Origin of the sequence: Paraburkholderia youngii, assembly GCF_013366925.1 — a bacterium.
GTDB classification, from domain to species: Bacteria; Pseudomonadota; Gammaproteobacteria; order Burkholderiales; family Burkholderiaceae; genus Paraburkholderia; species Paraburkholderia youngii.
Map to the genome: position 1 here is coordinate 235836 of NZ_JAALDK010000003.1, position 19275 is coordinate 255110.

A 19275-nucleotide genomic window follows, 5' to 3' on the forward strand; every position below is an offset into this window, starting at 1 on the left:
TCTCCCGCCGCGCCGGCCTGCGGTGGCAATGACAAAATTCCTCGCAGCCGAGCCTTTAAATGGTTTCTCGCGGCACGGGAGGTCCAGCTCGGACCGGGACGCTTCATCGCGGCCTGGGACGACGCGCCCATAAACCATGACCTTTCAATAAAAACGATTCGAGCCCATCTGTAGAGCGTCAAGCATGAAGTCCGGCCGAACGACAATTATCTTGTCCGGTCAGTGGGGGTAATTGTCGCTGTTCAAGAGGCCATAGTTGTCGCTCCTTGTGGCTCGGGATCCGGTAGTTGACGCCGCCGTGCAGCCTTGTTGTCGGTGGCGTTTCCGACGCCGATAGCTCTCGACGTTCAGTTCGAAGATCGTCGAGTGATGGACCAGGCGATCGATGGCGGCCACTGTCATGGCCGGGTCGGGGAAGACATCATTCCAGCCGGAGAACGGCTGGTTGGCTGTGATCAGAAGGCTGCGTCGCTCATATCTCTCGGCGATCAGTTCGAACAGCACGCTGGTTTCGGCCTGATCCTTACGGACGTATGAGAGGTCGTCGAGGATGATCAGATCGAAATGGTCGAGCTTCGCGAGCATCGACGGCAACTGCAGGCTCTGGCGTGCAACCTGTAGCTTCTGCACGAATTCGCTGGTGCGCGTGAACAGCACCCGGTAACCGGCGTCGATCAGAGCGTGGCCGATGGCCGAACCCAGATGTGTCTTGCCGCCGCCGGGCGGCCCGAACAACAGGATCGTGGCCCCTTTCTCCAGCCACGAATCGCCGCTGGCCAGCGCCATGACGTGCGCCTTCGAGACCATCGGCACCATGCTGAAGTTGAAGGTATCGAGCGTCTTGGTCGGATCCAGATGCGATTCGATGCGGTGCCGCTCAATGCGCCGTTTCACGCGCTCGGCGAGTTCGTGTTCGAGCAGTGCACCAAGTAGCCGCGTGGCCTGCCAGCCTTCCTTGTCGGAACGCTGGGCAAATTCAGGCCACAGCCGGCCGATGGTCGGCAGCCGCAGTTCATTGAGCATCAACCCCAGACGGGCGGCATCGTAGGTAGCAGCGGTGTTCATACCGGCACCTCGTCATCGAGCAGCGTGTCGTAGAGTGCCGCCGATGGCGTCGCAACCACCACTTCAGGACACTGGGGCTGACGCGGTGCAAATTCGTGACGCAACTGCTCCAGGTCGGGTAACTTGCCGGCAGCGAGCAACGCATCGAGCCGTTCGGCAAGGATTGCCTCGACGCCGTGATACGCGGCCAGCTCGAGTAGCCCGACCATGAGCTTGCAGGCTTCGCGTTGTGCCAGTCTCGCCTCAAGCTGCTCCCAGGTGCGGCGATACGCTTCGCGAGGAAACAGGTCGTCGCGAAACGCCAGGCCCCTGAAGGCCTGCGGCTTACGTCTGAGTGCATCGATGAAGTGTCGGTAGTCGAGGGCGCGACCGCGGCCGTAGGGCACACGCGAGCCTCGCTGGGTGCTGTGCACCAGTGCGCCGGACAGATAGCAGTCGAGTCGGTCGTTATAGAGCCGTACCCGCAGGCGGTGGCCGATCAGGCGCGATGGTGCGCTGTAGAGGATTCCGCGCACGGTAAAGGTGCCACAGCGGGTAACGCGCGCTTCTTCCTCGACGAAGTCGGTCGTGCGACGCTCGGGCAGATCGTGCAGATGCTCGCGCTCAACGTTGAATCCAGCAGCATTGCGCCGGTTGCGGCGCATGACGACTTCGCGAACGAACCCGTCATAGGCAGCACGCTCGGCAAAGTCGCGATGACCGCGCAGCATCAACGCCTGATCGATTGCCTCCTTCAGGTGACGATGCGATGACTCCACGCTGCCGTTCTCGTGGCCCCGGCCGCGGTTGTTGCGCGTGCCGACCATGCCGTAATGCTCGAGCAGCGCGGTATAGCGGACCGTGAAGTCGTCCTGTTCCTGCAGATTCCTGAACGCCGCCGACAGACTGTCGGTGCGGTGTTCCCGTGGGCATCCGCCGGCCTGCCACAATGCATTCTGCAAGCCTTGGGAGAGCGCTTCAAAGCTCTCGCCCCCATCGACGACACAGGCGTATTCCCAGTGCGAGAACGCGAGCACAAAGTGGTACAGCCGGTGGGCGAACAGCACGCCGGTGATCGTGATGCCGAGGCCGCCCATATCGGTGAAGTCCGACAGCCCCTGTGCGCCAGGCAGATGCTCCTGGGGAAAGAAGACTTCCTTGCCTGGTCCCTCAAGGGCACGCCACTGGCTAACGCGTCACTCCAGCGTACGGCGCATGCTGTCAGGAAACTCGCCCGGATGCGTCTCCTGCAGTTTGCCCAGCAGCGTGATGGCCTTCCGCCCGGGGACGCTGCGCAGCAGAGGCAGCACTTCACTCTCCCAGACCTCGGCAAATGGATCGGGGCGAGTGCGCCAATCGCGATGGGGCTTCTGCGACGGTAGCCGGCCATCGCGTTCGATTCGCCGTGCCGTGCGCGAACTCATGCCCGACTTGGCAGCAGCGACTTCCTGAGTGTGATGTTTGCGCTTGCTTGCTCATATAGAGGCGGACCTGCTGGTCCGTGATTCGGGTTCCGGACATGGCTGTTCGCTTCTTCTTGAACGCGATCAGCCATCCTATGACCCCATCATCCCGGCGCCGCTGGTGGTGCGTCGTCTCCGGCGGCTACGCCGCCTCCGACTCCGCACCACCAGCCAACACAATCATCAATCGACCGGACAAGATAATTGTCGGCGCCCACCCATCCCATCAACCTTTGCTTGCCAATCGCCAAGATCTCGTCACATCTAATGAATCGGCGAATCTAAAAGTCGGGGAGACCACCCTGCGTGGCCGTTCATCGGGCGCTTGAGCAGCGCAGGCAGTTTGTCGTATGAGCGCGTTACGGCCATTCCTTAACTGGATGGCATAGAACGCACGAACGGAGCTCAGGGCGTGAGGGCGGATGCCCGACGTCCCTCGCCGCATCGGACATCTCGAGGTAGATCAGGTTATGGGCCATGAGGGTGCCCCAGAACTCCTGCTACACAACCGAAGGTCAGCTCCATGCCCAGCACGTATCGATCTGCCAATGACGCTCGTAGTACGGGACGACATCTCCTAGCTTGAAATGCCTTCGATCTGGCAACGACGTCTGCGACATCCGTTGCTGACCCCACCCCCCACCCCACGGCAAGCAGGGCGCACGCATGCCGGAATTCGGGCAGCTCCGGGCATTTGGCGCGCGTTCGCGGCAACACGCAAGCGCGCACAATCTGCTCGCCAAGTCCGCCACTCACCGTCTCCCAACACGTATTGGCTGTGCCCGGAATGATGAAGCGCCGGTTCTCGCGACCCGAAACCAGATTGCACCGGAGCTGGGCAGGCAGGATCCCTTTATCGAATACCGTGATGAAATTGGCCGGCACCCGGACTATGAGCTCACACGTCCAGATCATCTCGTTGATATCGTACGGACAGAACTCCGCATCACGCACCCAGATGCGTCGCCAGCGCGGTGAGCGTGACCGCTCGCACGTGAGGATAGATGCCAATGCGGCCATGAGCGGGGGGCCCAGGCGCCGAAATGCCGGCAATTGGCGGCAGTGTTGGCGGTTCGCCGCGTGGTGTTACCCATCCTGAAGAGCGAGACACTTGAAGAGGTACCGCGCCGGATTTTGCGCGATTCGTAAAACAGCCCGACCCGGCGACGACGCGCTGCTGCGCCCTTTTGATGGCGCTCCAGTTGACAAATGACACATCGGCTGGGGGCAGTTCAAGGTCCAGTCAGTCGACGACTTCCTTCATCGACTGGTTGCCGGTACCACGTCAGTGCAATCGCCAGCCATAGACCTAGTGCGCGCGTGGCCGCGGCCGTTTCGCGCCGGCACTAGCGCCGGCCCTGCATCGCACACGCGATCTCGGGAAAAGCCAGTATTTCGGAGCGCTTTTCTGCGCGTGCGTCGAGCGACTTCGTCAGATGCACCGTCCATGACTCAAGCACCCGAATCATGCTCACGACACGCACTATCGTTGACCGTCTTCGTCTCGCGGCAATTTGCAACTCGGCATGGCCATCCGGTTAAGGCGGACTCGCGAAGCAGTCATGACGTCCGGACTTCCATAAGCAATGCTTCCGATTTTGAGCGAAGAAACGAACTTCTGAAAGCTGCGAAGGTAGAAGGTTCTCGACGCAGGAGGCTCGCGAAAAGATCGTGAACCCTTCCGGAGGTCGCATCCAGAACCTAAGGCGTCTATTCAGGATAAACGCGGTTCCGAACGCACAAAGCGGTGTGCGGAAACATCCTCCTCGTGTCTTGGGGGTTGCACGCAAACAGAAGAGATACGACCTTCACTCCAACCCGTAGAGAGCATAGAGTGGCCGGCCCATTGCAGAGAAACGAGAGACGTATCGGCACGCAAGCAATCAACCGTGAAACAGTGCTTTAGCATCATCGAGCGAAAAAAAAGCTAAGCAAAACGCGGGCTTGCGCCCAATTTTTGTTGCCCTTTTAGCAATGTTTCACGCCGCAAAGAGCGCCTCGATGGTTGCAGTACGCTCAGTGAGTGCTGCGGGCGGCATTCCGCAGCCTTTTGATCAGAAACGTAGTGGACGATACGTATTTCGTAATCACACGACTCAGACAGCCACGCGTCGGCTAGGGCAGGTTAGCCGATTGCGGCCATATCCCGCGGTACTGGAAAGGACGCGCTAAACGCAGTCTCCGTGATCCCGTTGCTCTTCGTGAACAGCCGTTGCGTATGGACCGTTACAGACGGGGCGGTCCTACGTCGCATCTAGGCTCGATGCCTGGACTTAGACCTAGTCACGAGCGACTTCTCCAGAACTGAGACTGCCATATAAAAGCGCCGCGAGACCGTTGTCGCGCAACGCCATTTAATTCAAGATTATGTGGTCCGGACTTCTTCGCTTCGCATGGCCTATCGCCTCGAACTCGTGGCCCTCGCGCTGCCCGTCAATTGCGCGCCCGAATCGCTCCCGGCGCCAGTATCTCAGTTCGTCGCCGCCTGCTGGCCGGGAATGAGCCGGGCGCAGTTGTATGACCGCGCGCGCCGGTTTGCGTTGCGCCCTTCCCTGCGGGCGCGCCCCGAACGTAGGCCGGACGGCGTGCAACTCTATGCGCTCGTGTTGGTGACCGGCGATGCGCGCGCCGAGCTCGTAGCTCACGTGCGCCGATTCACGCGTCGCGTTGGGACCCGGCGCGCCCGAGCCTCTTTGCCGCCGGTACAGGACGAGAGGCAAACTGGGCTCTTCTGAGAGCCCGGTAATAGAGCAGTTGCGTCTTTATGGCCCGCACGTGAAGGCCACGATCTTGCAGACGCGGTTGAAAGCCCCTGACAAGACCCAGCCTACGTTTACCTGCTTTCCGTGAAGACGGAAATCGACCGCGAAGTCTATGAAAGGGAGGTCTGTGCGGAGGCTGGTCGGCATGCCAGTTCGACCGCCAGATCAGTAGCCAGCTGTACGAACGGGTGACAGTGTCGCTCAACAAGCCGGCTCTAGTGGGAAAGTAGCCGAGGTCCTGTTAGAGGTTATCTCGATCGAGGAAGCGATACGCGACCCGTTCGTCCTCGAGATTTTGGACATAGAGTACACCCTGCGAATCACCGCGACTCTAGTGGATTGGCTTGGCTAGGGTTGTGGGCCGGCACGGACAGCACCTCGGGGTTACAATGCAGACCCTTTGAATGGAAGGGGGCCGCTTTGCCACGAACAAAGAGCTTCGAAACTTCAAAGGTTGTCGCGGTTCGAATAGACCCTGCCGTTGAGCGAAGACTTCGATTACTCGCCGAGACTAGCGGACGCAAGCAGTCTTTTTTCCTCCAACGACTCATCGAAGAGGGTATCGGCGCGCTGGAGGAAACTTGGTTGCCTCCACACCTGCTTGAGCGAGTCCGTGCCGGAAAGCTTCCGCAGTTAAGCGAGGATCGCTCCGGCCCAGACCTTTTTGACTGACCGAAGGCGACGCAGCGTCACGGGCGGACCCCGTGATCCTCTGTGCCGAGAAAGGCCCCGCCGAATCACTACGCGCTCGACAACCTTCCCGAACAAGGTTCTAGCGGCGGAGTACCAAACGGTCTTGCCGGATGAAGCCACGATCGCGCGGGAGCTTGAACGCTCGCGGGCGGAATTGGAACGGCGCGCCAACGACGGCTGAAGTCGCGTCGCTCGTCAAGGGCTGCGGCATAGAACAAATTCAATGATTCACTTCGCGTCGGCGCCCCCAAAAGTCGCTGCCTGTCTCCCGGCACTACATCCGACCATCAATCCATTTCAACACCGTGTGGACGCCGGAGTGCGGTGGCTTCGCGACGTGCGGTGCGAGCGCAATCGTCAAGGCATGAGATAAACAATGCAACTAACCGTCATTTTCCCCCTCTGCCTCGAAGTTGCGGGCGCCACGAGAGCTACTTCGTCCCTCCGCAGACAGCCAGCAGGGGGAATTCTCTCCTCGCCGCGGAGAGAATGGCCTAGGAGCCTAGGGAAGCGCGCACCCGGTCGATGCTGTCCGAGTGCATGGCTCTGTCGCGCAAGCCGCCGGTCGGCGACAGCATGTCAAAATGGGTTGGTCTTGCGAAGGTGAACGCGGGGCTGCTTCAGGAGTTCCAGTCGGGTATCCTCCTTTCGATGAGACTAGTGAAAGCCGAAACAATGAATGACGTAATACTGCCCGAAGGCGCCTACAGCGACACGCTCGCTGACGTGGTCGAGCTGTTGGAGGAGGGGCGCCGGACCGCGGCGCGGAGTATCAATGCGCTGATGACGGCGACATATTGGCTGGTCGGGCGTCGGATCGTTGAATCTGAGCAGGGCGGGCAGGGGCGTGCGGCTTACGGGCAGGCGCTCCTGAATCGACTGTCCGCAGATCTGACGAGGCAGTTCGGTCGGGGTTTCGGTGCAGACAATCTGGAATTGATGCGCCTGTTCTACCAGAGCTATCCGCCGGGTCAGATTTCCGAATCAGCGATTCGGAAATCCAGGACGCAGGCGGCCAAGGCAACATCCGAATCACCGGTTCGGATTTTCTCGCTTCAACAGTTGGCTGAGCGCTTCCCGTTATCCTGGACGCATTATGTGCGGCTGATGCGACGGACACGTTCACCCGAAGAGCGGGCGTTCTACGAAACGGAAGCATTACGAGGCGGCTGGAGCGTGCGACAGCTCGAACGCCAGATGGGCACTCAGTTCTACACCCGGACATTGCTGTCCAAAGACAAGCGTGCGATGCTCGAAAAGGGTGCCGTTGCTAAACCCAACGACACCGTGACGCCCGAACAAGCAATTAAGGATCCCTATGTACTAGAGTTCCTGGACCTGAAGGACGAGTACTCCGAAAGCGACCTTGAAGAGGCGCTAATTCATCGGCTTGAGGACTTCCTGCTTGAGCTGGGCGGCGACTTCACATTCGTCGGGCGGCAGCGGAGGTTACGTATCGGCGACAGCTGGTTTCGCGTGGATCTGCTCTTCTTTCACCGAAGGCTGCGATGTCTGGTGATCATCGATCTCAAGCTGACCGAGCTGAATCATGCTGACGTCGGCCAGATGCATATGTACTGCAATTACGCCAAGGAACACTGGACTTTACCCGATGAAAATCCGCCGGTTGGTCTGATCCTTTGCGCGAGAACTAACGCGGCAATCGCGCGCTATGCGCTTGACGGCCTGCCAAACAAGGTGCTTGCCGCGGAGTATCACACCGTGCTTCCAGACGAACAATTACTTGCTGACGAACTGGCAAAGACCCGTCGCGAATGGGAGGCGCAGCATCCCATTCTATCGGACAGTGGTCGCTCGCAAGACTAACGTACTTTGCAATCAATCATGGGGACCATCGGAGCCGGCCTCATCACACAGCCGGCTATTGCCGTCGCTCAGGTAACGGCTTAGGCCTGGTGGCCGAACATGCTTTGCGGTCGTTCGCAGGATCAGAGATCGCGATGACAGTGTTGCCGAAGTTCCAAACACGCCTTCCTAAAACTCGACGCAGTATGGTTGATGTCAATCCGCACTGTTAAGGGAAGAATACCTATCTGAAGCGATGCGTTCTTACCGGAAACTAGCTCGTCGGGAGCTTTTGGGGCCTGCGCAAAAAGACGGTTTCAAATGCTGGGTTAATTTGCCGAAGAGCCGTGCCAGCAGACATGTAAGAACCGAGCTGGATGAAGTGACTTCGCGAAAACGCGGGCAGAGGCCACGATGCCGCCGCACCGCTATTTCTCTATTTGCCGGTTCGAACCCCACCCGGCCCCCACCAGCCAATTTTGGAGGAGGTTTGGGCTTTTGTGTGCCGTTAAGCACAAGGTGGCCATTTGGCCCCGTTATGCCTTATTGGCCGATCAGCCACATTTTGTCGCTGAAACGCGCGGCTGGGTAGCTTTTCTTTCAGACATTCCCGCGAGATCTCGTGCCGCGCCGTCTTATGGCAGGGAAATCCGCAGCTCTCTGGCAGGGTGCAAGGGACTACCTTTGACTGGCGATTCGAAACGCCACAGGCATGTGTCCCCGAGAGAACCAAGGTATGCAATGTGGCCGTCCTCTCCGTCAAATGCGATGCTGGAAATGTTGCTCACATATTTTCCGGTTCGGAGCCCGTGCAAGTCGGATCGCTTCAGACCTCGACCTTTCAGGACTTCCTCGAGTCCATTCACTGTTCCCGGGTCACAATCCTCGAACATTAGTTCGCTGCGCCCCGCAGCGACACGGTACAGACGGTTGGAGATGATGCTGACAACCCAAACGCCACCGTCCGCATCGAGTGCCATTCCGTCGGGATAGTCACCAATTCCGAAAGTCGCCAGTACCTGGCGATGGGACAGCGATCCGTCTGCTGCTACGTCGAACCGCAGAAGTCGGCGGCCGAACGTTTCGTTCACGAACAGGTGTTCGCCCGACGGCGAAACTCTAATCTCATTCGACCAACCCAGTCCGCGAGCGACAATCCGGAAGCCTGTCCTGTCACCCAGAACGATAAATCCTTCGTTGGCGCAAAGACGAAATACTGGATCCGGCGCGCCTGAACTACTGATCGAGAGCCACACCCGGCCTAGGTCATCGACATAGACGAAATTGACTTCTCGCAGTGGACGCCCGTCGACTTGTATCGCAAGGCGGCGAACCTGCCTCTCCGAGTCCAGGTGCCAGACACCACCTTCAACGCCGACATTTGCAATTAGAAATTCGTCATTTTGCAACGCGGCAATACCGTTGGGTACCAGGCCGTCTTGATGCCCCCACTTTGATACCGTGCCGTCCGGCCCGATACATGAAATGCCACCGGTTCCGTTGGAGCAGAAGAGACGGCGATCTCGGCCGAGTACAACGGACTCGGGACGCACAAGGTCGGCACCGATCCGCTGCAGGGCATGCGCTTCGATGGCGATTGACATCACAGGCCCCTTGTTTGGCCGCCGTCAACATCGAGGATTGCTCCATTGATGAAACCCGCGCGCTCTGATGCGAGGAAACATACTGCCGAGGCCACTTCTTCTGTTGTGCCGAAGCGCGCAATTCCACAACTATCGAGCAACTCCTTCTCGGCGTCTGCGCGACTGATTCCTCGCGCATCGATGATCTTTGCGAGGGACTGCTCACGGCGGTCGGTAGCAATTCGGCCAGGGTTGACTGCATTGACGCGGACACCTTCGCGCACGCCAAGATCTGCCAACGCTTTCGTAAGATGGTAGAGAGAGGTATTGACTGCGCCGCCCATCGCATAGTCGATAACGGCGGTGCGCGACATGATGCCTATGGTGTTGACGATGCAGCCCTTCGCCGCGCGTAAAGTCGGCCCGCAAGTCCGCGCGAGGCGCCGGGCACTGTGGAACTTAAGCGCAAATCCCTGCTCCCACGCTTCATCGCTCAGAGCAAGAAAGTCCCCCGGCTTCGTGCTTCCGGCGTTATTGGACAAAATATCAATTCGCCCGAACAAGCGCAGCATCTCGCCATGCACGGCATCAAACGCGGCTGCTTCAGTCAAATCTGCCTGGAAGCTAAAAATTCTGCCGGCACGTACTGCCGAATTCGCAGGGCCCGGCGCCTCCAAATTTGCGCTGCTTCGTGCAACGGCGAGCACATCTGCGCCCTCGCGTGCGAGCGCGATGGCAACTGCAGCGCCAATCCCTTTGCTGGCACCCGTTACGAGTGCCGCTTTTCCCGACAATCCCAGATCCATGACTGCTTATATGGGCGCCTCCCGGTTTGCCAGGTGATAGTTGCGTGCGACGGACAGGATGAGGCTGCAGGCTTATATCCGGCCTATGACGCGGACGCGAGTCCGCTGGCCCTGATGGAATCAGCCGGGGAAGGCCTCAGCTCCTTGAAGTCCTCGAAGGACTAGCAGCCATTCAGGTTTGTTTCCCCGCGGTCCGACCTGTTTTGCCATCACACGTGTATCTACCTGCGCAACCTATCAGCGACCACTCTCCTAGTAAGTTGATGTTTTACGTGGCATGCGCCACGTAGCCGGGTTGATACGTTCGCTCGCGAGCCAGAAGAGCCCATATCGTGCGTGCCATCTTGTTAGCTAACGCGACGACGGCGACATTGAATGGTCGTCGCATGATCAATCGTTGCAACGAGTCGCTCAGGTGCTTGCGATGCGCGAGTACTGAGCGCGCTCCGTGAATCAGCAAGGTGCGTAAGTACACGTCGCCGCGTTTGCTGATGCCCAGCAGCTTTACGCGGCCTCCTGTTCCGCTTTGTCGTGGCACGAGCCCGATGAATGCGGCGAACTCTCGCCCCGAGCGAAACGTATTGGCATCGCCGATGGTGGCGATGGCCGCCGTGGCGGTGAGCAACCCCACGCCGGGAATGGCTGCGAGTCGTGTGGCCGCTTCGTTTGCCCGTTTCCAGGTCGATAGCCGGCGCTCGATCGAGCGAATTTCACCGGTGAGTGCTCGGATACGTTGCAGTTGCTCGCGAAGCGTATCGATGACCATCGCGGGCAAGGTGTCGGCCAGGTCGGTCAATGCGCGTGCCGCATCATCCAGGTTGTGCGACCCACGATGTACGGCTGCCCCGAATTCATAGAGCAGGATTCGTTCAGTTCCTCGTGGTCGCCGGACACGCTGTGGAACGCCTCGTTGTCCTTGACCGCGGCCATCAGGCGCAGCGACATCTTCGGCGGCTCGCCGAAGATGCCCTCGACGACCATGATCGCGGCGAATGATGACACCGGATCGACATCGGCGAGCAGCGTGAGCGCGTCGACGAACGCGAAGTGCAGCGGCAGCGGCACGATGTTCGCGAGTATGCGGGGCGCGACGCCGAGCGCCTCGCAGGTCGTGCTTTCGAGCGCCTCGTGGCCGTATTCCTCGCCGTAGTAGCGGAACATCATCGTGCGCAGAGGGATGCTGAGCCGCATGCTCAGCAGCGGCGCGATGATCTCGACGAAGCGACGCGTCACGTGGTACTGCTCGATGAACGGGCCGGCGACGAGCGGCGAATAGCCGCCGTTCAGCGCGTCGACCGCGCTCACGTATGGATTCTCTCCCCAGCGGTTCAGCGTTTCGCGCGTGATCAGTTCGGTCTGGCGCATGAACTCGAGCCCGCTCGACAGCGACACGGCCGGCAGGTCCGAGCACGGCAGCCGCTGCGCCTCGTCGCCGCTCGCGGCGACGAGGCTCGACGCGACGAGCCACAGATGCGACATCAGGTCGTGCTCATCGTACAGGCCGGCCGTGTCGAACCGCGCATCGTGCGCGGCGCTTGCGCGGGGCGCGCCGGAAAACGCGTCGAGCATCAAGTCTACGGCTGCCAGCGTGAGCGGTGCCGCGCGGCGGAAGTATTCGAACTCGATGCGCAGCAACGCGAGATGGAAGTTGGGTTCGACCTGCGCGTCGAACGGATCGTCGTGCGCGTCGAACAGCGTGCGCGCGGAGGCGGACCGGTAGAGGTGCAGCCGCAGCATCGCAGCGTCGCGCGCGATCGCGTCGCGCCGCGCGGCGCGGCGAGCGCATCGGCGGCCGTGTCGTCGGCCTCGCCAATCAGCGAATGCGTGTCGAGAAACGTGCCGAGCGCGTGCCAGCCGGAGTCGGGTTCGCTTTCGCGCAGCGTCCACCACAGCGGCGACGCCGTGTCGGTCAGGCTGTGGAGCTCCGCGGCGATCTGGTCCGCGGCGTCGCTGGCGTCGAACGCCAGCCGGTATTCGTGCGCGCCCGCGCGCATGCTGACGAGCGCCGAGCCGGGCTCGTGGTGAATCGCGTCGATGACGAGGCGCGGCGACTGATAACGCTGAAATGTCCAGAGATCCATGGCGACCCTCAGTGGAAGATGCGCGGCAGCGGCGCGCTGTCGTCTGCGTAGTAGGCGAGGATGGTGTGTTCCTGGCGCACCAGCGTCTCGACCATCAGCGAGACGTTGCGTTTCGTGACCGTGCAGGCTTCGGGGTCGATCGCGGTGTCGAGCGCCATCAACTGCCGCGAGATGTCCTCGTGCCGGTAGGTGTCGTTCAGGTCCGCGTGTGCGCGAAGCGGCCGGTAGAACGCTTCCGGCATGCCGAGGGCGACGCAGCGCGCGTCGAACGCGTCGATGAATGCAGGTTGCGCGTGCTCGAACAGAAACAGGCTCGCCTTGAACGACAGCGGATGCTGGCGCGCGTGCACGCCGAGCGCGGCCGCGAGCGAGAAAGTCGCGGGCAGCGGCTGGTGCTGCTCGATCTCGGCATCGCCGAGCCCCACGGCCTTCAGCGACGCCTCGAGAAACCGGTCGTGGCCGAGCTCCGATTTCAGGAAGTCCTGCAGCAGCGTGCGCTCAGCGGGACTGGCGGCCCAGCCGAGCGCGGGGCCGATCAGCCCCGGCGCCGCGCGCACGATCCAGTAATACTCGAGCGCATAGCCGATCAACTGACGGCGCGTCGCGCGCTGTTCGACCGGCGCGCGCAGGAATGCCGAGCGCGCGCTGCGCGCGGCGGTGCGGTCTGCGATCCGGCGGATGTCGCGGTAGAGCTGCGCGCCGTTCGTCGCCACCGCGGCGCGGCGCGGATCGGATTCGATCAGCAGGCGCAGTACGTTGAAATCGGCGAGCAGCGGTGGAATCTTGTCGGCGATGCGGGGCGAGCGCGTGGCCAGTTCCTCGGGCGTCAGGCCGCCCACGTGCAGGTCGCCGATCAGGCGCGCGACGTCGGTCGCCTCGTCTGGCGCGAAGCGGAACGCGCATTGCCGGCCGCCGGCGCTCAGCACGGCGTCGCTATCCGTGAGCTGCGAGGTGACTATGCCGCGGAATTTCGGCATCGCGGGAGCTGCTAGCGAGCTGTCCATGGTGGTCGCCTCAGGCTTTGTCCGGATGGGTACGAGTTCCCGTGCCATGGACGCGACTATGCATTTTTGACGCAAACCGGTTTGCCGAAGGCGTTCCACCGGTTCAGCAGGTTGGCGATGATTACGCCTTCGCCTTCCTGCGACGCAAGCTCCTGCGTCAGCAGGCGCTCGCCGATGCAGCGCTTGATGCGCGAGATCTGTGCCTCGGCCAGCGAGCGCACACCGTAGCCGTATTTCTTGTGAAATGCATAGATGCCTTTGTCCTCGATGTATCTGACGATCTGGTCATGCCGGCGGGTTCTCTCCTCGCCGTGTACGACCGCGTGAGCTGGCGGTGGGATGACGGGCGTCACGCCCGCGCCTGAAAGCGCTTCGGTACGCTCGATGCTGTAGTACGCGCCATCGGCAATCACCCGATCCATCGGCACATCAGCGGGCAACACGGCGTCCATTCCTTCGCTGTCCAATACTTCTGTAGTGGTGATGCGGATCGCGTGTACGTTCATGTCAGCGTCGATCGACTGATGCATCTTGCGCCACGGCGTGCGCGCGGCCTTCTGAGCGTACTTTTCCTCGTACCACTGGCTCGCCCGCCCAAAGCTCAATCCCGTGCTGTCGACCATGAGACTGATCGTCCCGCCGCGCGCGAGACGCCGGGCCAACTGTTCGCAACGCTGCGTGACGCTCACCTCCAGTGAAGCGAACCGTTCGCCCAGCTGACTGGCGCTGGGCACCGGGATGTCCAGCCCGCGAGTCTCCCAGTAGTCCTCCATATAGCCGGTGATCTGCCGCATCCCCCAACCCAACAGCCGGTAGAAGGTAAAGATCAGCTCGATGTACGCCGTGGTGTAGGTCGGCTCACGCCCCGACACGCCCGGCGTACGGATCTTTGCGTTGATAAGCTGCGCCTTCAGATCGCCGCCCGGCACATACAGGCTGATCATGCCGCGCTTTCTCAGGCTCTGGTTATACGCCCGCGCGTTCGTCACCCGGTACCCCGGCTTCTTGCGCTTGCGCCGTTCACCGTCTTTAGTCTGGCTTTATATGGCATTATTCAAGCTGGCTTCATGATGTTGCGCTATTACACCCCCCAGCATCTTTGCAATACCCCCATCCGGACAAAGCCCATCGCCAGCGGCCGTGGGAACTAATGCGACATCTAGTGCCGCCGGACGGGATCCTGCATCGATTTTCGGCATGGCTACCTATTCCTCACGGAATGTCCTATTGCTGCACGATACAGGGTGCGTGTGACAAGAAGGACGTAATGAAGGTGCTCCTTGCGGCAGATCAAGGGCTGCGGTGTCAATAGCGCGTGTCAAAACGGGTGTGCGATTAGAATGGTTGGACGTGTAAGGAGCAACTGATGACATTGCTGAAAGACCGTGTAGCCGCGACGGCGCAAAAGCTGAACACCCTGAAAGAGGCACGAAAAGCTTCCGACAAGGCGCGCCGCAAGGCATACAAGGAGAGCAAAGCCGACCAGGCACGAAAGCTCGCGCTCGTGGGTGAGGCCGTCTTGCGGCGAGTTGAGCGCGGAGAAATGGACGAAGCCGACTTTCGGCAAATGATGGATGAGGCTCTCACACGGCCGGCAGACCGGGCATTGTTCGACCTCGACTGAACGCGCCGTCCGATTCGGACGGTGAGCTTTTGCAGGTATCGCCGGTGAGTCTTTTCAGGAGCCTGGTCCGATGACACCCCCCCACAATGGGGCGCACGGCGCCGTCCATCTGCTGACTGACAGCGACGCGCTGACCGCGAGCGTGCGGCGCACGGTGCGACTCGAAGCTGCGCCCGACGGCAAAAGCCTGGTCCTGATCGACGTCGACCAGCGCAAACCCGGGACTCAGCGCGAGGTGCGCTATGAGATCACGCCGGCCGAGCTGATTGCCGCGATCCGTGCGCACGGCGCCGAGCTGCCCGGCGAGAGTCATGGCGAAACTGGCAAGTGAAAGCGATCAAATGGGCGTTGGTGCATAGATAGGTCGATGAAAGATCGGGGTAATAAGATGACGTTCCCGTTCTCTCTGAATAGACGCATGCGCATAAGCACAACGCCGCTCGTCGGCACCACATCCCGAAGATGGCGCCTCGTGTGACGAACTGGCCGGAGTATGAAGCGGGCCTGCGCAGCCGTGGGAGCCTGACGTTGTGAATCACACCCGAGGCGCTCGCCCAGTGGCAAGCCGCGCTATTCGGATCTGGCGATCGAAACGGCATTGATGCGTGTCGTTGAAGGGATCAACAACACGATCAAGGTCATCAAGCGCCGGGCTTACGGGTACCGTGACGAGGAGTACTTCTTCCTCAAAATCCGCGCCGCGTTCCCCGATAATCCTCGATGAACGTTTTTTTTGACCTGACTCAGATCCGAACCGGCAACGGATTTCTGTGCCGGCGTGCTCTCCTTGTTCCCTTGTTCGACAGCTGCTTGCCAGTGACGCGTCTTTCTTACCCCGGAGCCATAACCAACTCCCGTAGATGGTTGTCTGTGCACTGCTCAGGTAATGTAGGATGATTTAAACGGCTTCCGCGACTGGCGTTCGCCCGCCACCTCCACGCCGCGCTCAGCGAAGCTTTTTCGCCGCACACGAATATGCGTGAAATCTGGAAGGGTGCAACGGACAGAACGGTCGGCGAGGTCACGGGCGGGCAAGTCATCGACAGCTGATCGCGACCGAGTTTCGATGCCGCACGGTGCAACAGTTCCCGGGTGTACCAGTCTCGTCAGCATCGTGCTGACTATTCCGTATTTAAAATCTGATTTTGCAGAAAGCATTGAAAATCATTTTTCTTTTCGTTGATGCGACTATGTTTGATGCACGCTAACGCATATCAAGTAAACCTCGGTTGCACCTGCAGTTCCTCAATATCATTGACCATACAATATCAAACTCCATCATAAAGATTGGGGGTTTTATGGCAATGCGTATTGAGGTTTTCTGCATCAGCAAGACAAATAAGGAGAGTAGGCACGAGGCCATTTCGCATATCGGCGGAAAGAATGCCGACGGGAGTCGGTGGAAGATCAGCGAGAAAGACGCGATTAAGGGGATTGAGACGGGTAAGTGGAATTTCTATGTCGCCGGAGATGGCCAGACATGCTGATGTGCTCGTCTGGCAAACCCCGCAAGGCCACAAATTCCTCAGGACCGGGCGCGAGTTGACCACTGCGGACGATCTTCTCAGCCTGCCCGAGTGCCCAATAAATGCCTCTCCTTGTTTCTAATTACGGGAGTTTCCCGTATCGGTCAGCGCCGCGCCGTCTAGATGCTATGTGGGAGGGCCGCGGAAGTAAGCCCGACTGGAGTAAAACGGAGCTTGCACACTCGTTTTCTCCGAAGGAGCACGCAAATGGATGCGCCCGACGCAGCCCTCCGTGGGCAGAATACGACGGCAGGTGGCCGCCTGTACATGGCTTTTGGACTGGGCGAGAAGAGCTGGAAGCTCTCACTTGGGGATGGCCAGCGCGCGCCCAGCCGCTGTACGGTCGCCGCGGGTGATACCACGGCGGTTCTCACCGCTATCGCCAACGCCAGGGCGCGTTGCCATCTCGGCGCCGACGCATCCGTCTACAGGGCGTTGTCACGTTAAGGTATACGAGACGCAAGAGCGCACAGGAGGTAGATTTGCTCAGAAATTGGACAGATCCTGGGTGAGCCCAGTGAAGCGATGCCACCCGGCAAAGCGTGCGGCGAGCTGTTTGCGATAGAGTGAGGCACGCAGTAAATGTCGCGTGAGCGCGAAGTGCTGGCGAATCGGTCCGAAGCTCGATAAGAATGCTTGTGTGCGACCAGGATCGCGGAAACCACGCATCCGGCGTTCGCGCTCACGCGTAGACTGATGGCTGTTTTCGGCACGGTTGTTCACCCGGGCACTGGCTTTGACGAAGACGTGTTTGATGTTTGCCAGTTCGGGAATTTCGGCCTTCGCGGCCGGATAGCTGCGCAATTGATCGGTGACAATCCTTCGTGGCGCGTCGGCACAGGCGGCCAGCACGCGGTTGAAGAAGCGCTTTGCTGCGGCCTTATCGCGATGTTTCTGCAGCAGGATGTCGAGTTCGGCGCCGTGCTGGTCGACTGCCCGCCAGAGCAGATAAGGCTCACCGCGCAACGTAACGAAGACTTCGTCCAGATGCCATGTGCGCCCAGGCTTGCGGCGAGCAGCTTTGACGCGATGTGCGAAGCCCGCGCCGAATTTGTCGCACCAGCGGCGGATCGTCTCGTAACTGACAACGACACCGCGCTCGAACAGCAGTTCTTCAATATCACGCAGGCTAAGTTGGAACCGGAAATACCATCGAACCGCGAGACTAATGATTGCCGCCGGGAACCGGTGGCCGTGATAAAGCGATTTTCTTTTCTTCATCGTGACATCTTACGTGACCACCTCGCCAACGTGACAGTGCCCTTCGCGCTCACGCGACATTTACTGCGTGCCTCACTCTATCGCAAACAGCTCGCCGCACGCTTTGCCGGGTGGCATCGCTTCACTGGGCTCACCCAGGATCTGTCCAATTTCTGAGCAAATCTACCTCCTGTGCGCTCTTGCGTCTCGTATACCTTAACGTGACAACGCCTTGGCGTGGAGTCAGCCGAGGAAGCGCAGCAGCTTCTTGAGGATACGCTGGAAGAAATACGAGCCAGAACCTCAGATTGACGCCATCAACGCCGCGCGTGAAGCCCCGGTGAGGATCCACCAGAACAAGTATCTAAATAACATGATCCAGCGGGACGGATTGACAGATACAGCCTTTAACATCACGCCAACGTTCACTTTCCACGGGTTGCCTGAGCAGACTTCAATTCGATGACAGAACGGTCGGACCGTGGTGGGCCAAACCCGCTTTGCACGGTTGTGGTGCAAATAGCGCTCAAGGATCGGCTAGAGTGTCGCCCTGACCGATTTGAGGAGCCGCGATGAACAAGCTGAACAGTCTAGACGGGCTATTCGCCGGCCGTCATTTTGACCGTGAGGTGATCATTCTTTGTGTGCGCTGGTATCTGCGCTACAAACTCAGCCTGCGCGATCTCGTCGAGATGATGGCTGAGCGAGGGTTGTCGCTGGCTCACACGACGATTCTGCGTTGGGTGCGCCACTATACGCCCGAGTTCGTCAAGCGCTGGAACCATTTTGCCACGTCTGCGGGCCGGTCGTGGAGGGTTGACGAGACGAACCTGAAGATCCGGGGCAAATGGGTTTATCTATATCGGGCGGTGGATCGGGACGGCCAGACGGTAGACTTCATGCTCAGGTCCAAGCGCGATGTGGCCGCGGCAAAAGCCTTTTTCGGCAAGGCGGTCAAACATCAAGGCCGGCCACCCGAGACGGTCACCCTCGATGGGTATGCTGCGTCGCACCGGGCCGCGCGTGAGATGAAAATTGACGGCCTGCTTCCCGAGGACACGAAGGTGCGCTCTTCGAAGTATCTCAATAATCTGATCGAACAGGACCATCGTCACATCAAGTCAAGAACGAACGTGATGCTTGGATTCAAACGGTTCAGAAGTGCCGCGATCACGATTTCAGGCATCGAGTTGATGCATCGCATTCGCAAGGCGCAGTTCGACCTCTGCGCGCTCAGGCTCAGCGATACCACCGCGCCCGCGGTTTGGAACGCCGTCCTGTTCAATCGATAAGGTATCCAAATCTATAAAGATTAATTCGACCACGCTACCTATTTGCACCGGAGCCGTGACGAAGACCCGTCGGCAGCCACACTGCCTGCTCCGGCGAAATGACGATCGACCCGCCTTCCGATATCACGGTCAACGCGCCCGAGATCGCATACACCATCTGATGCCATTGGTGCGAATGCTCCGGGAAAAAGCGCTGGGCGGGAATGAATTGCGCGCGCACCGACAACGGGTCCGGCGGCGCCGCGTCAGCGGGCGCTTCAATCGTTTCCCACATCACATGTCATCCGGTTGGCAGTTATTCGACATATTTTGACCGCTCGTCGAAAGACTGTCATCCCAAAAATTGTTTTAATGAAGGTTCCCCCGCATTGGGTTCCTGCGCGATGAAGAA

At 59.9% G+C, this 19275-nt stretch carries 14 protein-coding genes and 4 pseudogenes; 8 read left to right on the plus strand and 10 right to left on the minus strand.

The genetic code is table 11. From position 1 onward, the window contains the following. Positions 1 to 219: 219 nt before the first annotated feature. Complete coding sequence (gene istB, locus G5S42_RS39660) at positions 220 to 1065, minus strand: IS21-like element helper ATPase IstB (protein ID WP_176112197.1); 846 nt, start codon at positions 1063 to 1065, stop codon at positions 220 to 222. Further along, positions 1062 to 2565, minus strand: a pseudogene (istA, locus tag G5S42_RS39665) (IS21 family transposase). The gene istB and the pseudogene istA overlap by 4 nt, the downstream one beginning before the upstream one ends. A 4072-nt stretch (positions 2566 to 6637) precedes the next feature. Between istA and G5S42_RS39670 the strand changes: the two are divergent. Then, a complete protein-coding gene (locus tag G5S42_RS39670; protein WP_176112495.1) occupies positions 6638 to 7789 on the plus strand; it encodes a PDDEXK nuclease domain-containing protein in 1152 nt (383 codons plus the stop codon). A 614-nt stretch (positions 7790 to 8403) separates the two neighbouring features. Here the strand turns inward: G5S42_RS39670 and G5S42_RS39675 are convergent. From G5S42_RS39675 to G5S42_RS39700, 6 genes are all read right to left on the minus strand, one after another. Continuing rightward, positions 8404 to 9372 carry an SMP-30/gluconolactonase/LRE family protein gene (locus G5S42_RS39675; protein WP_176112198.1) on the minus strand — a complete coding sequence of 323 codons (969 nt, stop codon included), beginning with the start codon at positions 9370 to 9372 and terminating at the stop codon, positions 8404 to 8406. After that, the gene (locus G5S42_RS39680) at positions 9372 to 10157 is read right to left on the minus strand and encodes an SDR family oxidoreductase (protein ID WP_176112199.1); all 786 of its coding nucleotides are present in this window, start codon (positions 10155 to 10157) and stop codon (positions 9372 to 9374) included. Before G5S42_RS39680 ends, G5S42_RS39675 begins: the two co-directional genes overlap by 1 nt. Positions 10158 to 10425: 268 nt before the next feature. After that, positions 10426 to 11625 carry an IS110 family RNA-guided transposase gene (locus tag G5S42_RS39685; protein WP_176112496.1) on the minus strand — a complete coding sequence of 400 codons (1200 nt, stop codon included), beginning with the start codon at positions 11623 to 11625 and terminating at the stop codon, positions 10426 to 10428. Positions 11626 to 11731: 106 nt separating this feature from the next. Further along, positions 11732 to 12238, minus strand: coding sequence for a hypothetical protein (locus G5S42_RS39690; protein ID WP_176112200.1), 507 nt, complete (start codon positions 12236 to 12238; stop codon positions 11732 to 11734). 8 nt (positions 12239 to 12246) lie between these two features. Continuing rightward, positions 12247 to 13242, minus strand: coding sequence for an iron-containing redox enzyme family protein (locus G5S42_RS39695; protein WP_246392482.1), 996 nt, complete (start codon positions 13240 to 13242; stop codon positions 12247 to 12249). A gap of 56 nt (positions 13243 to 13298) precedes the next feature. Beyond that, positions 13299 to 14231, minus strand: coding sequence for an IS5 family transposase (locus G5S42_RS39700; RefSeq protein ID WP_217710326.1), 933 nt, complete (start codon positions 14229 to 14231; stop codon positions 13299 to 13301). A gap of 377 nt (positions 14232 to 14608) precedes the next feature. Here G5S42_RS39700 and G5S42_RS39705 point away from each other — a divergent pair, with 377 nt between their 5' ends. The 6 genes and pseudogenes from G5S42_RS39705 to G5S42_RS46075 form a co-directional block, all read left to right on the plus strand. After that, on the plus strand, positions 14609 to 14866 hold the full coding sequence (locus G5S42_RS39705) for a DUF8583 domain-containing protein (protein ID WP_176112201.1): 258 nt from the start codon (positions 14609 to 14611) through the stop codon (positions 14864 to 14866). A gap of 70 nt (positions 14867 to 14936) precedes the next feature. Next, entirely contained in the window at positions 14937 to 15197 is a 261-nt protein-coding gene (locus tag G5S42_RS39710) for a hypothetical protein (RefSeq protein WP_176112202.1), read from the plus strand. Between the two features lie 131 nt (positions 15198 to 15328). Further along, positions 15329 to 15470: pseudogene (locus G5S42_RS39715) on the plus strand (IS5/IS1182 family transposase); the annotation flags it as partial. A gap of 3 nt (positions 15471 to 15473) precedes the next feature. Then, positions 15474 to 15590 (plus strand): annotated as a pseudogene (locus G5S42_RS39720) (transposase); the annotation flags it as partial. Between the two features lie 580 nt (positions 15591 to 16170). Continuing rightward, the gene (locus G5S42_RS44735; RefSeq protein ID WP_246392581.1) at positions 16171 to 16353 is read left to right on the plus strand and encodes a DUF3892 domain-containing protein; all 183 of its coding nucleotides are present in this window, start codon (positions 16171 to 16173) and stop codon (positions 16351 to 16353) included. Between the two features lie 246 nt (positions 16354 to 16599). Beyond that, positions 16600 to 16821, plus strand: a pseudogene (locus G5S42_RS46075) (IS110 family RNA-guided transposase); the annotation flags it as partial. 57 nt (positions 16822 to 16878) lie between these two features. On the opposite strand, the gene G5S42_RS39735 reads toward G5S42_RS46075, so the two are convergent. After that, positions 16879 to 17613, minus strand: coding sequence for an IS6 family transposase (locus G5S42_RS39735; protein WP_176112203.1), 735 nt, complete (start codon positions 17611 to 17613; stop codon positions 16879 to 16881). 560 nt (positions 17614 to 18173) lie between these two features. On the opposite strand from G5S42_RS39735, the gene G5S42_RS39740 reads away from it, so the two are divergent. Then, the gene (locus tag G5S42_RS39740) at positions 18174 to 18884 is read left to right on the plus strand and encodes an IS6 family transposase (RefSeq protein ID WP_376777309.1); all 711 of its coding nucleotides are present in this window, start codon (positions 18174 to 18176) and stop codon (positions 18882 to 18884) included. Positions 18885 to 18918: 34 nt separating this feature from the next. Here G5S42_RS39740 and G5S42_RS39745 read toward each other — a convergent pair whose 3' ends face one another. Next, entirely contained in the window at positions 18919 to 19158 is a 240-nt protein-coding gene (locus G5S42_RS39745) for a cupin domain-containing protein (RefSeq protein ID WP_246392484.1), read from the minus strand. Positions 19159 to 19275: the final 117 nt, after the last annotated feature.

Bases quoted from the DNA above. Each gene is read 5' to 3' on its own strand.
- G5S42_RS39680 (WP_176112199.1), bottom strand. From the start codon at position 10,157: ATGGATCTGGGATTGTCGGGAAAAGCGGCACTCGTAACGGGTGCCAGC.
- G5S42_RS39745 (WP_246392484.1), bottom strand. From the start codon at position 19,158: ATGTGGGAAACGATTGAAGCGCCCGCTGACGCGGCGCCGCCGGACCCG.
- istB (WP_176112197.1), bottom strand. From the start codon at position 1,065: ATGAACACCGCTGCTACCTACGATGCCGCCCGTCTGGGGTTGATGCTC.
- G5S42_RS39705 (WP_176112201.1), top strand. From the start codon at position 14,609: ATGACATTGCTGAAAGACCGTGTAGCCGCGACGGCGCAAAAGCTGAAC.
- G5S42_RS39735 (WP_176112203.1), bottom strand. From the start codon at position 17,613: ATGAAGAAAAGAAAATCGCTTTATCACGGCCACCGGTTCCCGGCGGCA.
- G5S42_RS39675 (WP_176112198.1), bottom strand. From the start codon at position 9,372: ATGTCAATCGCCATCGAAGCGCATGCCCTGCAGCGGATCGGTGCCGAC.
- G5S42_RS39670 (WP_176112495.1), top strand. From the start codon at position 6,638: ATGAATGACGTAATACTGCCCGAAGGCGCCTACAGCGACACGCTCGCT.
- G5S42_RS44735 (WP_246392581.1), top strand. From the start codon at position 16,171: ATGCGTATTGAGGTTTTCTGCATCAGCAAGACAAATAAGGAGAGTAGG.
- G5S42_RS39710 (WP_176112202.1), top strand. From the start codon at position 14,937: ATGACACCCCCCCACAATGGGGCGCACGGCGCCGTCCATCTGCTGACT.
- G5S42_RS39695 (WP_246392482.1), bottom strand. From the start codon at position 13,242: ATGGACAGCTCGCTAGCAGCTCCCGCGATGCCGAAATTCCGCGGCATA.
- G5S42_RS39690 (WP_176112200.1), bottom strand. From the start codon at position 12,238: ATGGATCTCTGGACATTTCAGCGTTATCAGTCGCCGCGCCTCGTCATC.